Source organism: Achromobacter sp. SD115, from assembly GCF_017355315.1.
Lineage (GTDB): Bacteria > Pseudomonadota > Gammaproteobacteria > Burkholderiales > Burkholderiaceae_B > Achromobacter > Achromobacter xylosoxidans_B.
The window spans coordinates 172,969-188,069 of the sequence record NZ_JADIJM010000007.1; the positions used below are offsets into that span (position 1 = coordinate 172,969).

Sequence of the window (15,101 nt, forward strand, 5' to 3'; positions counted from 1 at the left end):
ATGTCAAAAATCGTGTCATATCCCTTTCAATCGCGCCTGCATCAACTCCAGTAACCCCCGCACCCGCGCCGTCGCTGAATGCCGGTGGCTATAGGCCCCCAGCAATTGCAGCGGCGCGGGCTGCAGATCCAGCGGCACTTCCACCAGGCGGCCTGCCGCAAGGTCTTCCTGGCAGCCGAAGGCCGCCAGTATGGCGAAGCCTATGCCTTGCCGCGCGCCGGCGCCCGCGAGCTCGCCGCTATTGACGCGATAGCGGCTGCGGACCGGCACTTTGACGATCTCGCCGGCGGCGTCGATAAATTGCCAGGGCTGACCTTTGAGCGCGCTCAGCGTGGTGATGCAAGGCAGGGACTTGAGCTCCCGCGTGTGGCGCGGCGTGCCGGTCTTGGCCAGCAAGCCAGGCGCGGCGACGACGACGCTGGGCAGCGTGGCCAGTTCGCGGGTGATGAAGGCGCTGTCGTCCTGGCGGCCCCGATGGAAAACGATGGCGAGATCCACGTCTTCCTCCCGCAGCGCCTCCAGGCCGTTCATGCGCGTGTCGCATTCGAGTTCCACGCCGGGGTGCAGGCTGCAGAATTCGGCCAGGATGGGAGCCAACAGTCTTGGGGCTTCGCCGGGCATGCACATCTTCAGGGGGCCGCGCAGCTCGCGTTGCGCCGCACCCAGTTCTTCCTCGGTGGCGAGCAGGACGTCGAGCAAGGGTTTGGCGCGTTCGTACAGCAGCCTGCCGGCTTCGGTCATGCGCAGGTGGCGGGTGCTGCGTTCCAGCAGGCGCACGCCCAGCTTGCGTTCCAGGGAGGCGACGTGGCGGCTGACGTTGGACGAAGGCAGGGCCAGCAGCCGGGCCGCGCCGGCGAAGCTCTGTTCGTCGACGACCGCCGCATAGACGCGGACGGTGTTCAGGTCCAGGGCGTCGCGCATGATTATCCCATTTTAGGTATTAAACCGACCCATTTTCACATGCTAGTTCTCTTCAGTGGCGAAACCTAAGATGTTGTCACCGTTTGATGTGCCGCCGCCGGTGGTGCGTGAGGGCGGTCTTTACTGGAGCGCTGCAGCGTGGAAATCGGAATATTGGGGGGCGGCATTGCGGGTTTGAGCGTGGCGCTGGCTTTGCGCAAGCAGGGGCACATGCCGCGGGTCTACGAGCGGCGGGCAGGGCCGGCGACCATGGGGGCTGGCGTGACGCTCTGGCCCAATGCCGGCTTTGTTTTGGAGGAACTGGGGTTGCTGCAAGACATCGCGGCGGTGGGCGGGCGGCCGGTTGCGATGCGCCGCCAGGATGCGGCAGGCAATCCCTTGGGCGGCCTTGATATCGCGTTGCTGGACCGGATAATGGGATATCCCAGCCACACGATACTGCGCCGCGATCTGCTGGCAGTGCTGTTGGACCACGTGGCGCGCGCCGGCATCCCGGTGGAATATGGGCATCGGGCGCTGGCGATCGATCTGGACGAGGATGGCCGGGCCTTGGCCCGGTTCGAGAATGGCCTGAGTATCCGTCCGGACCTGCTCATCGGCGCCGATGGCCGCATGGATTCGGTGGCTCGCCGATTCGTTGCGGGCGATAGCAAGCCGGTGTATCAGGGCTTCGTGAACTGGATAGGCGTGGCGCAGGCGGACAGCGCGCTGGTCGAGGAAATCGCCATTCAGGACTATTGGGGCGCGGGCGAGCGCTTCGGCGCCGTGGCGGTGCGGCCGGGACTGGTCTATTGGGCGGGGGCGCAGGCGCGGCCCTTGCGCGCGGCGGCTTCTGCCGCGGACTTGCGCCAGGAGGTCGAGACCTTGTTTGGCGGTTGGCCCGAGCCTGTCGCCCGCATCATCCGCGCAACGCCGGCGCACGCCATCCACCTGATCGCCGTGCATGATCTGGAGCCCCTGAAAACCTGGAGCCGGGCCAATGTGCTGCTGGTGGGCGATGCGGCGCATGCGCCCTTGCCGACATCGGGGCAGGGCGCGTGCCAGGCGCTGGAGGATGCCTGGCATCTGGCCCGATGCCTGGACGGCGCGGACCAGGGGCTGGATGCAGCCCTGCGGGACTTTGCCCGGATACGCGTTCCCAAGACCACGCAGTTGATCGAACAGGCGCGGGGGTTTGCGCGCGGCCTGTTCGCCACCGATCCCGCAACCTGCCGCATGCGGGACGAGCGCGCCAAGGCGTCCGATCCCGTGCGCGACGCGCAAGCCCTGGCGCGAGGATGGGCTCAAGACTTGCCGATGCCCGGCGGTTTGGATGTATCGGCGGAAGAGGAAATGGGCTTCGGCAGCCTGTATCGCGTCTGAAGGGGACTGCGGGCACGCGGCTTGCTGAGTGTCATGTCCGGTTGGACTGGAACACCACCATGCCGAGCACCCGCATTTCCAAACGGCAGTCACCCGGTAAGCGATCGGACCGCGCCGAAGGTACTGCTCGAGCCTCAGCCGGCCATGCCGCAGCCGGCCGCGCCAAAGTCGGCAGTGCCAAAGCCCGCCGAGCCGTAGCCCGCCGCGCCTCAGCCGGTCGCGCCTCAGCCGGCCGCGCCAATCCAATATCCCGCTTTTTCGATCATTTCGCCGCCCATGTCACGAGGTGGGCGGGGTCGCCGATCGCATTCGGCCTGGCGCTCATCACGGTGATCATCTGGGGCGCGTCCGGGCCGGCCTTTGCCTATTCTGAAGTCTGGCAGTTGGTGATCAATACCGGGACGACCATCGTGACCTTCCTGATGGTTTTCCTTATCCAGCAAAGCCAGAACAAGGATAGCGAGGCGCTGCATCTGAAATTGGATGAATTGCTGATCGCGCTCAAGGGCGCGGACGAACGGCTGGTCGACGCCGAGCGCCTGGACGAAGACAAGCTGCTGGCCCTGGCCGCCGCCTGCACGGCGCGCGCCAGGAAGGAAAGGCGCCAGCGCATGCATAGCCGGAGAAAGCCATGACCGAAACCAAACCGATGGTGCGCAAGGGACAATACGCAGGCCCGCTTACGCGCGAGGAGTTCCGCTTGCGCTTCATGCGGCGCTTTTACGATCCCGCCTTCCAGGTTGAGGGCGAGGCGCTGGAGCGCCTGGAAGCGATCGCCTGGAACGCCTACGAAGAGGGCCGCAAATCGCCCGTCACCGCCAAGGCCGGACCGGGCTACGCCGATCCCGACTACGACTTGTCGACCGAATGGAAGGAAACGCGCGACCGGCTGGAGCGAGCCGCCGTGGCGCAGCGGGATCCGGGCGCGGCATCGCGCGTCCTGGTCGTCGTCGGCGCCGCGCGCAATGACGGCACCTGTCCGGGCGAAGTCTCCAAGAGCTGGCGGCTGGCGGGCATCGTTCTGAACGAATTGCAGGCGGCCGGCGTGCAGACCGACATGCTGGACCTCAGCCGCCTGACATCCGAGTACCAATACCAGATCCATCCCTGCAAAGGCTGCGTGTCGACCGCGATGCCTTTATGCCATTGGCCATGCAGCTGTTACCCGAACCACTCGCTGGGGCAGGACAACGACGCCATGGCCGGCATCTACGAGCAATGGGTCGCGGCCCACGGCGTGATCCTGATTGCGCCCACCTACTGGTACCAATCGCCCAGCCCCTTGAAGTTGATGATAGACAGGCTGGTCTGCGCGGATGGCGGCAATCCCGATCCCACGCTGACTGGCGGCAAGGACCCGCTGAAGGCCAAGCAGGTCGAACTGGCCGGCTGGCTGTACCCCAAGCATCTGGCCGGCCGCGCGTACGGCCTGGTGGTGCACGGGGACGTGGCGGGGATCGAATCGCAGCGGCGCGCGCTCACCGACTGGCTGGACTGGATGGGGCTGATCGACGCGGGAGCGGCATCGCGCCTGGATCGCTACATCGGCTATTACCGCCCGTATGCCACCAGCCACGACGACCTGGACCAGGATCTGGCGGTGCAGCAGGAAGTGCGCAATGTGGCGCGGGCCATGGCCAATTTCCTGCCGCGCCTGCGGCAGGGCGAATGCGCGTCACAGGACCAGGGCATCCGCAATCCCCGCCCCAAGTAAACCGCAGTAGCATGAAAGCAGGAACAGACAGGAGGCCCCATGGAAAACGCCAAATGGGATTTCGAACTTGAGCGTCCGATCGAGGACCAGGGCAGCTGGAGCATAGGATACGTGCTGGTGCCACCGCTCGCGGGTGCGCCGCAAGAGCGGATAGCCATCGAGGAGCGCTTCGTTTCGGCCCAGGTGGCCATCGATGAAGCGACGCGGCTGGCGCAGATTCACGTGGCGGACCTGAACGGCGACACGGCGTCGTTCGAGAAACCGACGGATACGGAAGTGCCGTTCGGCAAGAATCCGCGCTTCTGAAGCCTCTTGCGCAGGCTTGGTGGCATGGCGCTTGCTGATTCCGGACTGCGGCGGATTTCGCCGCATTTCCTGATAGGTGACGCGATGCCCCAGATCCAGTTTGAGTTGGCCTTGCATCCGATAATGATGGCGTCCGCGCCGCCACCCGGGACTGCGGCCCATCGTCCGCCGCCGGTGAACCCGGACGACGCCAGCGACAGCGCTCAGGGCGACGAAGTGCCAGACGAGGACATCGAGCCCGCCGACACGACGTCCGAGGACAACGCCGCCGAGGGTTCGGCCGACAGGTAACCTAAAATGGCGCTCCGATCATTTCAAGGCGCCCATGGCGCCGCCTGCCCAGGTTCCCCATGCAAGAAAACACGTCCGCCGCGCAGCCGGCATCCGGAACGCCGCAACGCCAGAGATTCGAGTCGCTCGCGCAGACGCTGGAGGCGCAGCGCGCCCGCCTGCGGTTGTGGCAGACCGTGCAGCCGGAATACCAGAAGAAGTACGAGGACGCGCTGGCGCCGCTGGAGACGGACGAGGTCGAGCTGAAGGCCAGGCTGGTGGCCTGCTTCGACCATGCCTGCAAGCAGAAGGAATTGACCAAGGCGGAACGCGCCCTGGCGTCCGAGATCGCGGCGCAGCTGGCAGAGGAGACGCTCGACGCCATCGTGCTGGACGGCACGCCGGCGGAATGCGACGTGGAGAGGTTGAAGGCCCTGTATCTCAAGCATGGCGGCTCGGATTACGACGCTGAGCTGGAGGACGATAAGGACGGGGAGGCAGACGAAGCGGCGCTGCCGGGAGTCGCACCGTCTCCCGAGGCGCTCGCGGAAATCGAGGCGCTGGTGGCTGCCGGCCCCGATCGGCTGGCCGAAATCGGTGAGGACCGCTACGCGCAGTACAACCAGGCGCTGGAAGCGCAGCTCGCCATCCTGGCCGGCGACATCGCGGCCGAGGAAGATGGCTTCAAAGCCCGGTACCACTTCGATCCCGCGCAATCCATCGACCCGGCGGACCTGATGGTAGACCTGGACGCGGAGATCGCCGACGCCCAGGAATACATAGGCGAACTCGAATTCGAACTATCGCAGTTCGCGGACATGCAGCAGGTCAAGGCCTGGCTCAAGGCCATGAAGCAGCAATTGGCGGCCACGCGCCGGCGCGAAGGACGCTGAGCGAGTCTCAGGCGGTCGGGCGCCGCGCCACCGGCACGACCTTCATGACAGGCGCGGCGCTCTTGCCCGCATCGGCGCGCGGCCGGATCATCATCGGGAAGAAGCGCCACAGGTACAGCCCGAACGCCAGCGCCCAGGCCGTCGCCGAGGCATGCAGCAAGCCGATGGTGGCGGCGGTCGGGAGCAGGGCGGCCAGGCGCAGCAACGCCGCCAATATCATCAGCGCATAGCTCAAGACCATGCTGCGGTCGGTCCGCAGCGGCCGGCCCAGGTGGCCGAGCGCGGTGCGCGTGACCATGCCCAGGATCAGCACCGAAAAGCCGGCCACGCCGATCACGTGCGCGGGCCAGGCGGGCCGCAGCACATAGCCGGCCAGTTGCGCCGCGCCCACCAACAGGCCTATGCCCAGGCCGCCATAACCCGCGTACAGGATCCATAGCAGCGGCACCTTGCGCACCGCCCAGGGCTTCCACGATATCCACTGCGCCAGCGCGATCAGCCCGGTCGCGGCCAGCGCCAGCGCGGCCGCCTGCGGCTGGCCCGCCAGCAGGCAGGCGATGGCGACGATGCCGGTGCCCAACTGCCAATGGCCGCTGCGGGTGTGGGGTGGGATATCCAGCCCGGCCACCGCGCGCTTGGCGAAGAACGGGATGACGCGGCGGGCGATCAGCAGCGTCAGCACCGCCATGCACAGCAGGCCGGCGTTGAAGTAGCGCATCAGCGCGAAGTAGTCGCCCTGGACCGAGGCCCAGAGATAGAGCGCATTGGTGGCGGCCAGGCCCAGCAGCAGAAAGGGAATGCCGTAATTGCGCTGATTGCGCGTGACGGCGACGGCGCGGCCCAGCGCGCCCGCGGCCCACAGGAAGAACAGCAGATCCGCCGACACAGCCACCACGAAGGCTGGGCGTCCAGGTACGAGATAGCCCGCGCGCGCCACGATCCATACCGCGCACAGGACCGCCAGCGGCGTGCCTCGCAAGGGGTTCTTGCCGGTCCAGTTGGCGCCCGCCGTCAGCAGGAATCCCACGGCGATGGTGGCGACGAAGCCCCACAGCATCTCGTGCGCATGCCAGAACATGCCATTCAACACGCCCGTCAGGCGGGCAGGGGCATGCACCCACAACAGCACGGACGCCAGCGCCCAGAAGCAGCCGGCCAGGTACAGCGGCCGGAAGCCCATTTCCGTGAAGGCGCGCCATTGGGGGCGCGGACGGCTTGGGGCCGCGGCGGGTTCTTCGATGCTAAGCAGCGTACTCATGAGGTTTGCGCGGTGCCGTTTCGGCACGCGTTTAAAGGTGTATTTGAAATACATATTAATGCGTCCAGCGCGTCGCCGCCAGCGCGGCGGCTTGATCCAGCGCAAGCCGGGCCGGCAAGAAGGGGGTGACTAGTCACATCGGCAAGGGGCTTCTGGTCGGCTGGCGAATGGTCCGCAAGGCTCGCGATGCCTAGGCTAGCCACATGTCTTCGTGAGTAAAGCGAGAGTAACCATGGCAGCAAGTCATTCCTCGGCCGGCGCGCCGATGCGGGTCCTGATTTCAAGCACATTCGCCTTCACCATCTGTTTCGCGGTGTGGATGATCTTCGCGGTGCTGGGCATACCCATCAAGCAGCAATTGGGCCTGTCCGAAACCGAGTTCGGCCTGCTGGCCGCCATGCCGGTGCTGACCGGTTCGCTGGTGCGGGTGCCGCTGGGCATCTGGACCGACCGCTACGGCGGCCGGCCGGTGTTCTTCATCCTGATGCTGCTGGCCGTGGTGCCGATCTGGCTGCTGTCCTATGCCACCGAGTACTGGCAGTTCCTGGTGCTGGCGCTGTTCGTGGGCCTGACGGGCGGTTCGTTCTCGGTGGGTACGCCCTATGTGGCGCGCTGGTTCCCGCGCAACAAGCAGGGCTTGGCGATGGGCGTGTTCGGCGCGGGTAATTCGGGTTCGGCCATCACCAAGTTCGTGGCCCCCGCGCTGATCGCGGCGGCCGGCGGCGCCTGGGTCATCGTGCCCCAGGTCTATGCCGTGGCGCTGCTGGTCACGGCCGTACTGTTCTGGCTGTTCTCTGCTTCCGACCCGTCGCACCGCGTCAAGAGCGGCGCCAGCCTGTCGGCGCAAATGGCCATGCTGAAGGATCCCCGCGTCTGGCGCTATTGCCAGTACTACTCGGTGGTGTTCGGCGGCTACGTGGCGCTGGCGCTGTGGATGACCAAGTACTACATCGGCGAGTACGGCTTCGACATGAAGCTGGCGGCGCTGTTGGCGGCTTGCTTCTCCTTGCCTGGCGGCGTGCTGCGGGCCCTGGGTGGCTGGATCTCGGACCGCTACGGCGCCTACAAGACCACCTGGTGGGTGATGTGGGTGTGCTGGGTGGCGTTCTTCCTGCTGAGCTATCCGCAAACGGAATTCACCGTCGCGACCGCCAATGGCCCGCGCAGCTTCGGCATCGCGCTGGGACCGGTCGCCTTCACCGTGCTGCTGTTCGTGGTCGGCATCGCCATGGCCATCGGCAAGGCTTCGGTCTTCAAGTTCATCTCGGACGAGTTCGGCGAAAACATCGGCGCGGTTTCCGGCATCGTCGGCCTGGCCGGTGGCCTGGGCGGCTTCGTGCTGCCGATCATGTTCGGCATCCTGCTGGACCTGACGGGCGTGCGCTCCAGCGCCTTCATGCTGCTGTACGGCACCGTCTGCGTCTCCCTCATCTTCATGCACTTCAGTTTCCGGCCGGAAAGCGCGGCCGTCGCCCGGCAACACGCTGCCGCTCCTTCCACCACCTCCTGAGAGTATCCCTATGTCTTCCACTCAAGTCCTTGCGCGCTGGGAGCCGGATAATCCCGGCTTCTGGAAGCAGACCGGCGCCCGCGTCGCCAACCGCAATCTCTGGATCTCGATTCCTGCGCTGATGCTGGCGTTCAGCATCTGGATGCTGTGGAGCGTGGTGGTGGTCAACCTGGACCGCGCCGGTTTCATGCTGTCCAAGAACCAGATGTTCTGGCTGACGGCGCTGCCGGCGCTGTCGGGCGCGACCCTGCGCATCTTCTACTCCTTCCTGGTGCCGGTCTTCGGCGGGCGCAAGTGGACGGCCATTTCCACCGCTTCGCTGCTGATTCCGGCGCTGGGCATGGGCTTCGCCCTGCGCGACCCGACCACCACCTTTCCGACCCTGCTGATCCTGGCGCTGCTGTGCGGCCTGGGCGGCGGCAACTTCAGTTCCAGCATGGCCAACATCAGCTTCTTCTTTCCCAAGGAAAAGAAGGGCCTGGCCACCGGGCTGAACGCCGGCATCGGCAACCTGGGCGTATCCCTGGTGCAGTTCGTGGTGCCGGTGGTGATCTCCATCGGCGTGTTCGGCGTGGCGGGCGGCGAGCCCCAGGTCATCACCGCCAATGGCGCGCAACAGAACCTGTGGCTGCAGAACGCCGGCTTCATCTGGGTGATACCGATCGCGCTGGCATCCATTGCCGCCTGGTTCGGCATGAACGACATCGCCGACGCCCGCGCCTCGTTCGCGGACCAGGCCGTCATCTTCAAGCGCAAGCACAACTGGCTGATGTGCTGGCTGTACGTGGGCACCTTCGGTTCCTTCATCGGCTTCTCGGCAGGCTTCGCCATGCTGACCAAGACGCTGTTCCCGCAGGTCGATCCCATGGCCTATGCCTTCCTCGGCCCGCTGCTGGGCTCGCTGACGCGGCCGTTCGGCGGCTGGGTGTCGGACAAGCTGGGCGGCGCGCGGGTCACGCTGTTCACCTTTGCGGCCATGATCGCGGCGGTGCTGGGCGTGGTGACGTTCCTGCCGGTGGCCGGACAGACCGGGAACTTCACCGGCTTCCTGACCATGTTCATCGTCTTGTTCGCACTGACCGGCGTGGGCAACGGCTCGACCTTCCGCATGATTCCCGTGATCTTCCTGCGCGAACGCACGCAGGCGGCCGAGGGCAAGGGCGCCGCGGCGCAGAAGCAGGCCCAGGCGGACGCCGCCAAGGAATCGGCCGCGGTCTTGGGTTTCTCGGGCGCGATCGGCGCGTACGGCGGTTTCTTCATCCCGCGCAGCTTCGGCACCTCGCTGGAGATGACGGGCAGCGTGCAGGCCGCCCTGTATTGCTTCATCGGCTTCTACGCCACCTGCATGGTCATCACCTGGTGGTACTACGCCCGCCGCAATGCGCCGGTGCCTTGCTAGCGCGAAACGGACGCGGCCGGAGTGACTAGTCATTCTGCCGCGCCCGGCCTGTGCCACCGGCGAATGGTCCGGCAGGCGGGCCGCGCCCACAATGGATTCAACAGCATTGATCGCAGTACGCGCCGGCCGGACCGGCGCTCTTGGAGAATAGAGAATGAGCCATTTCCTGGACCGCTTGAAGTTCATGTCGCGGGTGCAGTCCACCTTCGCGGACGGTCACGGCGTAACGGTCAACGAGGACCGCAAGTGGGAAAACGCCTACCGCGCCCGCTGGCAGCACGACAAGGTGGTGCGTTCGACGCACGGCGTCAACTGCACCGGCTCCTGCTCGTGGAAGGTCTACGTCAAGAACGGCCTGATCACCTGGGAAACCCAGCAGACCGACTACCCGCGCACGCGGCCCGACCTGCCCAACCATGAACCCCGCGGCTGTCCGCGAGGCGCCTCGTACAGCTGGTACGTGTATTCGGCGCAGCGCGTGAAGTACCCGATGATCCGCGGCCGCCTCATGGAAATGTGGCGCGAGGCCCGCAAGACCATGGACCCGATCGCGGCCTGGGAATGGATCAGCCAGGATCCCAAGCGCGCCAAGCGCTACAAGGCCGTGCGCGGCCTGGGCGGCTTCGTGCGCGCCGACTGGGACACGGCGATGGAGATCATCGCCGCCGCCAATGCGCTGACGATCAAGAAGTTCGGCCCCGACCGCGTGATCGGGTTTTCGCCGATTCCGGCCATGTCCATGGTCAGCTACGCCGCCGGCGCGCGCTATCTCAGCCTGCTGGGCGGCGCCTGCCTGAGTTTCTACGACTGGTACTGCGACTTGCCGCCGGCCAGCCCGCAGATCTGGGGTGAACAGACCGACGTACCCGAATCGGCCGACTGGTACAACTCGACCTACCTGATGGTGTGGGGCTCCAACGTGCCCCAGACCCGCACGCCCGACGCGCACTTCTACACCGAAGTCCGCTACAAGGGCACCAAGACGGTGGCCGTGTCCAGTGACTTCGGCGAAATGGTCAAGTTCGGCGACATCTGGCTGGCCCCCAAGCAGGGCACCGACGCCGCGCTGGCCATGGCCATGGGCCATGTGATCCTGAAGGAATTCCACCTGTCGGGCGCTTCGGACTACTTCCGCGACTACGTGCGGCGCTACACCGACATGCCCATGCTGGTGCTGCTGCAGGAGCGCGACGGCTTTTATGCGCCCGACCACTTCCTGCGCGCCTCGCATCTGGACGGCGCCCTGGGCGAGCAGAACAACCCCGATTGGAAGACGCTGGTGCTGGACGCCAAGAGCGGCGACCTGGTTGCGCCCAACGGCAGCATCGGCTTTCGCTGGGGCGAGGGCGCGATCAACGGCGGCGAAAAGGTCGGCCGTTGGAACCTGGAGTCCAAGGACGGCGGCAACGGCCGCGAGATCGAGCCCACGCTCAGCCTGCTGGACCAGTCCGACGCCGTGATCGGCGTGGGCTTCCCGTACTTCGGCAGCGAGCATGGCGAACTGCAGGTGCGCAACGTGCCGGCGCGTCGCATCCGCCTGGCCGACGGCAGCGTAGCCCTGGTGGCCACGGTGTACGACCTGCAGATGGCCAACTACGGCTTGGATCGCGGCCTGGGGGGTGGCAACGTCGCCAGCTCTTATGACGACGACGTGCCGTACACGCCCGCCTGGCAGGAAAAGCACACCGGCGTGCCGCGCGCGCAGGTGATCCAGGTGGCGCGCGAGTTCGCGCAGAACGCCCATGACACCGAAGGCAAGTCCATGGTGATCGTCGGCGCCGGCCTGAACCACTGGTACCACATGGACATGATCTACCGCGGCATCATCAACATGCTGATGATGTGCGGCTGCGTCGGCAAGAGCGGCGGCGGCTGGGCCCACTATGTGGGCCAGGAAAAGCTGCGCCCGCAGTTCGGCTGGGCGCCGCTGGCCTTCGCTTCGGACTGGGTCCGCCCGCCGCGCCAGATGAACGGCACCTCCTTCTTCTACGCCCACACCAGCCAGTGGCGCCACGAGAAGCTGAACGTCCAGGAAATCCTGGGACCGACGGCGGATCGCGGCCGCTACGGCGACCTCAGCATGATCGACCTGAACGCCCGCGCCGAGCGCATGGGCTGGCTGCCGTCGGCGCCGCAATTGCGCACCAACCCGCTGGACGTGGTGGCGCAAGCGGAAAGCCAGGGCAAGGATCCGGTGGCGTATGTCGCCGAACAGCTCAAGTCGGGCGACCTTCGCATGTCCTGCGAGGACCCGGACGATCCGGCCAACTTCCCGCGCAATATGTTCGTGTGGCGCTCCAACATCCTGGGCTCCAGCGGCAAGGGGCACGAGTACTTCCTGAAGTACCTCCTGGGCACGCAGAACGCGGTGTTCGGCGACGAAGCCGACGCGATCAAGCCTACCGAGGTGACCTATCAGGAAGACGCGGCCGAAGGCAAGCTGGACCTGCTGACCGTGCTGGACTTCCGCATGAGTACCACCTGCCTGTACGGCGACATCGTGCTGCCCACGGCCACCTGGTACGAAAAGGACGACCTCAACACCTCGGACATGCACCCGTTCATCCATCCGCTGAGCGAGGCCGTGCAGCCCTTGTGGGAAAGCAAGACTGACTGGGAGATCTACAAGCTGCTGGCCAAGAAGTTCAGCGAAATCGGCGGCCCCTACCTGGGCAAGCGCCGCGACGTGGTGCTGACGCCGCTGATGCACGACACCCCGGGAGAGCTGGGCCAGGCGTTCGAGCCCAAGGACTGGAAGCTGGGCGAATGCGACCTCGTCCCCGGCAAGACCGCGCCCAACATGACCGTGGTCGAGCGCGACTACAACGACATCTACCGCAAGTTCACCTCGGTGGGACCGCTGCTGGACAAGCTGGGCAACGGCGGCAAGGGCATCAACTGGAACACCGAGCACGAAGTGCAAGAGCTGGCTGGCATCAACGAGGCCGTGAGCGAGCCCGGCGTGAGCCAGGGCCGGCCCAAGCTGGACACCGCCATCGACGCGGCCGAGATGATCCTGACCTTCGCGCCCGAAACCAATGGCCATGTGTCGGTCAAGGCCTGGGAAGCCCTGGGCAAGATCACGGGGCGTGAGCACGCGCACCTGGCCATCGGCCGCGAGCACGACAAGATCCGCTTCCGCGACATCCAGGCGCAGCCGCGCAAGATCATCTCCGCGCCGACCTGGTCGGGCCTGGAAAGCGAAGAGGTCAGCTACAACGCCGGCTATACCAACGTGCATGAACTGATCCCATGGCGCACCCTGACGGGCCGCCAGCAGTTCTACCAGGACCATCGCTGGATGCTGGACTTCGGCGAAGGCTCCTGCGTGTACAAGCCGGCGATCGACACCAAGACGGTTGCGCCCATGCTGGGCCGCTACCCGAATGGCGAGAAGGAATTGGTCCTGAACTGGCTGACGCCGCACCAGAAGTGGGGCATCCACAGCACGTACTCGGACAACCTGCGCATGCTGACGCTGAGCCGCGGCGGTCCCCACGTGTGGATCTCGGAGGCCGAGGCCAAGCAGGCCGGGCTGGTCGACAACGACTGGGTCGAAGTCTTCAACGTCAACGGCACCCTGACGGCGCGGGTGGTAGTCAGCCAGCGCGTGCCGGTCGGCATGTGCCTGATGTACCACGCGCAGGAAAAGATCGTGAACGTGCCTGGCGCGGAAACCAGCGGCAAGCGCGGCGGCATCCATAACTCGGTCACGCGCACGGTGCTCAAGCCCACGCACATGATCGGCGGCTATGCCCAGCAGGCCTACGGCTTCAATTACTACGGCACGGTGGGCGCCAACCGCGATGAATTCGTGGTGCTGCGCAAGATGAAGAAGGTGGACTGGCTGGAAGGTCCGCTGGTCGAAACGCAACAAGAAGAGAAGCAATCATGAGGATACGCGCCCAAATCGGCATGGTGCTGAACCTGGACAAGTGCATAGGCTGCCACACTTGCTCGGTCACCTGCAAGAACGTCTGGACCAGCCGCGACGGTGTCGAATACGCCTGGTTCAACAACGTGGAAACCAAGCCCGGCATCGGCTATCCCAAGGAATGGGAGAACCAGGAGAAGTGGAAGGGCGGTTGGAAGCGTACCGCCGCCGGCAAGCTGGAACCGCGCCAGGGCGGCAAGCTGCGCATCCTGGCCAACCTGTTCGCCAACCCGAACCTGCCGCAGATCGACGACTACTACGAGCCCTTCACCTTCGACTACGAGCACCTGCAGAAGGCGCCGCTGTCGCAGACCCCGCCCACCGCGCGTCCGGTGTCGGTGCTGACCGGCAAGAAGATGGACAAGATCCATTGGGGCCCGAACTGGGAAGACGACCTGGGCGGTGAGTTCAGCGCGCGCAGCCGCGACGCGCTGTTCGAAGGCGTGCAGAAGGAGATGTACTCGACCTTCGAGAACACCTTCATGATGTACCTGCCGCGCCTGTGCGAACACTGCCTGAACCCGGCCTGTGTCGCCAGCTGCCCGTCCGGTTCCATCTACAAGCGTGAAGACGACGGCATCGTGCTGGTGGACCAGGACAAGTGCCGCGGCTGGCGCATGTGCATCTCCGGCTGCCCGTACAAGAAGATCTACTACAACTGGAGCAGCGGCAAGGCCGAGAAGTGCACCTTCTGCTATCCGCGCATCGAGGCCGGCCAGCCGACCGTGTGCTCGGAAACCTGCGTGGGCCGCATCCGCTACCTGGGCGTGATGCTGTACGACGCCGACCAGATCGAGCACGCCGCGTCCACCGCCAACGAGCAGGACCTGTACCAGTCGCAGCTCGACCTGTTCCTGGATCCGCATTCGCCCGAGGTGATCGCCGCCGCGCGCGAACAGGGCATTCCCGAATCCTGGCTGGAAGCCGCCCGTAAATCGCCGGTCTACAAGATGGCGATGGAGTGGCGCGTCGCCTTCCCGCTGCATCCGGAATACCGCACCTTGCCCATGGTCTGGTACATCCCGCCGCTGTCGCCTATCCAGACGGCCGCCGAGTCCGGCCAGATGCCGCAGCGCACGGTGGGCAAGAGCGCCATGATCCCGGACGTCTCCAGCCTGCGCATCCCGGTGCGCTACCTGGCCAACCTGTTGACGGCGGGCAAGGAAGCGCCGGTGGTGCAGGCGCTGGAACGCATGCTGGCCATGCGCGCCTACAAGCGCTCCGAAACCGTGCACGGTGAACGCGATACGGCCCTGCTGGAGCAGGTCGGCCTGACCGAGGCGACCGTGCAGGACATGTACAAGATCATGGCCATCGCCGACTACGAGGATCGCTTCGTGGTGCCCAGCAGCCACAAGGAAGTGGTCGAGGACAGCTTCAACGAGAAGGGCAGCTGCGGCTTCACCTTCGGTAACGGCTGCTCGGGCGGGGTGTCGGAAGGCACCTTGTTCGGACGCAAGCCCCAGGGCAGCGAGATCTTCATCGAGATGCCGAAATCGCGCAAGAAGGCCGCCACGGCCTAGGAAAGGAGAAA

General features: G+C 65.7%; 12 protein-coding genes. 10 read left to right on the plus strand and 2 right to left on the minus strand.

Features of this window, described 5'->3' with window-relative positions; genetic code table 11:
• Positions 1–15: 15 nt before the first annotated feature.
• On the minus strand, positions 16–921 hold the full coding sequence (locus IPU70_RS12550) for a LysR family transcriptional regulator (protein ID WP_207467657.1): 906 nt from the start codon (positions 919–921) through the stop codon (positions 16–18).
• Between the two features lie 138 nt (positions 922–1,059).
• Between IPU70_RS12550 and IPU70_RS12555 the strand changes: the two genes are divergently transcribed.
• The 6 genes from IPU70_RS12555 (at position 1,060) to IPU70_RS12580 (ending at position 5,466) form a co-directional block, all read left to right on the plus strand.
• A complete protein-coding gene (locus IPU70_RS12555; protein ID WP_207467658.1) occupies positions 1,060–2,283 on the plus strand; it encodes an FAD-dependent monooxygenase in 1,224 nt (407 codons plus the stop codon).
• Between the two features lie 59 nt (positions 2,284–2,342).
• A complete protein-coding gene (locus IPU70_RS12560; RefSeq protein ID WP_242702454.1) occupies positions 2,343–2,918 on the plus strand; it encodes a low affinity iron permease family protein in 576 nt (191 codons plus the stop codon).
• Complete coding sequence (locus tag IPU70_RS12565; protein WP_207467659.1) at positions 2,915–3,997, plus strand: flavodoxin family protein; 1,083 nt, start codon at positions 2,915–2,917, stop codon at positions 3,995–3,997. The genes IPU70_RS12560 and IPU70_RS12565 overlap by 4 nt, the downstream gene beginning before the upstream one ends.
• Positions 3,998–4,036: 39 nt before the next feature.
• Positions 4,037–4,303 (plus strand): hypothetical protein, encoded by a 267-nt coding sequence (locus IPU70_RS12570; protein WP_013393587.1) that lies wholly within the window; start codon positions 4,037–4,039, stop codon positions 4,301–4,303.
• Positions 4,304–4,387: 84 nt separating this feature from the next.
• Entirely contained in the window at positions 4,388–4,594 is a 207-nt protein-coding gene (locus IPU70_RS12575; protein WP_207467661.1) for a hypothetical protein, read from the plus strand.
• Positions 4,595–4,653: 59 nt separating this feature from the next.
• Complete coding sequence (locus tag IPU70_RS12580; RefSeq protein WP_207467663.1) at positions 4,654–5,466, plus strand: hypothetical protein; 813 nt, start codon at positions 4,654–4,656, stop codon at positions 5,464–5,466.
• A 7-nt stretch (positions 5,467–5,473) separates the two neighbouring features.
• Here the strand turns inward: IPU70_RS12580 and IPU70_RS12585 are convergent, their stop codons facing one another.
• Positions 5,474–6,724 carry an NnrS family protein gene (locus IPU70_RS12585; RefSeq protein WP_207467665.1) on the minus strand — a complete coding sequence of 417 codons (1,251 nt, stop codon included), beginning with the start codon at positions 6,722–6,724 and terminating at the stop codon, positions 5,474–5,476.
• A gap of 232 nt (positions 6,725–6,956) precedes the next feature.
• Here IPU70_RS12585 and IPU70_RS12590 point away from each other — a divergent pair, with 232 nt between their 5' ends.
• The 4 genes from IPU70_RS12590 to narH all read left to right on the plus strand — a co-directional run bounded on the left by IPU70_RS12590 (position 6,957) and on the right by narH (position 15,090).
• Positions 6,957–8,234, plus strand: a complete 1,278-nt coding sequence (locus IPU70_RS12590; protein ID WP_242702455.1) for a nitrate/nitrite transporter — start codon at positions 6,957–6,959, stop codon at positions 8,232–8,234.
• A 10-nt stretch (positions 8,235–8,244) separates the two neighbouring features.
• Positions 8,245–9,633 carry a NarK family nitrate/nitrite MFS transporter gene (locus IPU70_RS12595; RefSeq protein WP_207467667.1) on the plus strand — a complete coding sequence of 463 codons (1,389 nt, stop codon included), beginning with the start codon at positions 8,245–8,247 and terminating at the stop codon, positions 9,631–9,633.
• Positions 9,634–9,787: 154 nt separating this feature from the next.
• Entirely contained in the window at positions 9,788–13,528 is a 3,741-nt protein-coding gene (locus IPU70_RS12600; protein WP_207467668.1) for a nitrate reductase subunit alpha, read from the plus strand.
• Positions 13,525–15,090 carry a nitrate reductase subunit beta gene (narH, locus tag IPU70_RS12605; protein WP_013393594.1) on the plus strand — a complete coding sequence of 522 codons (1,566 nt, stop codon included), beginning with the start codon at positions 13,525–13,527 and terminating at the stop codon, positions 15,088–15,090. The genes IPU70_RS12600 and narH overlap by 4 nt, the downstream gene beginning before the upstream one ends.
• The last annotated feature ends 11 nt before the right edge of the window (positions 15,091–15,101 follow it).